Source organism: Rhodopirellula sp. UBA1907, from assembly GCF_002337565.1.
In the GTDB taxonomy this organism is placed as follows: Bacteria; Planctomycetota; Planctomycetia; order Pirellulales; family Pirellulaceae; genus Rhodopirellula; species Rhodopirellula europaea.
The window spans coordinates 242,576-243,093 of the sequence record NZ_DDGH01000089.1; the positions used below are offsets into that span (position 1 = coordinate 242,576).

Genomic DNA, 518 nt, shown 5'->3' on the forward strand with positions numbered 1-518 from the left:
TAGACTGGCAGATGGATGCCAGTCGCTCGATCGTTTGTTTCAACAGTTTTTCATTGCCCCATTGAACAGTTGAGCCCAGCATGTGTGATCAGGACCATTTCGAAGAAGATCTGAAGAAGTATTCGCGTCGTGATATCGGTACGCTTGCCGCAGCCGGACTCGGTGCGGCGATGATGCTTCCTCGAGTCGCCAACGCCGCTGAAGTCAGCGAGCAGGATGTTGAAATCGAAACACCTGACGGCAAGTGTGATGCCTACTTCGTATCGCCATCGACGGGCTCGCATGCTGCGGTTTTGATTTGGCCCGACATCTTTGGTTTGCGACCCGCGTTCCGGCAAATGGGGAAACGTTTGGCGGAGTCTGGGTATAGCGTTTTGGTGGTCAATCCCTTTTATCGCCAGCAGAAAGCACCGACCGCCGCCAACGGAGCGAACACGTCGATCTCGGATGTTCGGCCCTTGGCTCGCTCATTGACTCCCGAGACACACACGACGGATGCAAAAGCATTTGTGGCTTGT

The 518-nt window shown here is 54.4% G+C and carries 1 pseudogene; it reads left to right on the plus strand.

From position 1 onward, the window contains the following. Positions 1-80: 80 nt before the first annotated feature. Positions 81-518 (plus strand): annotated as a pseudogene (locus B2R17_RS20250) (dienelactone hydrolase family protein); the annotation flags it as partial.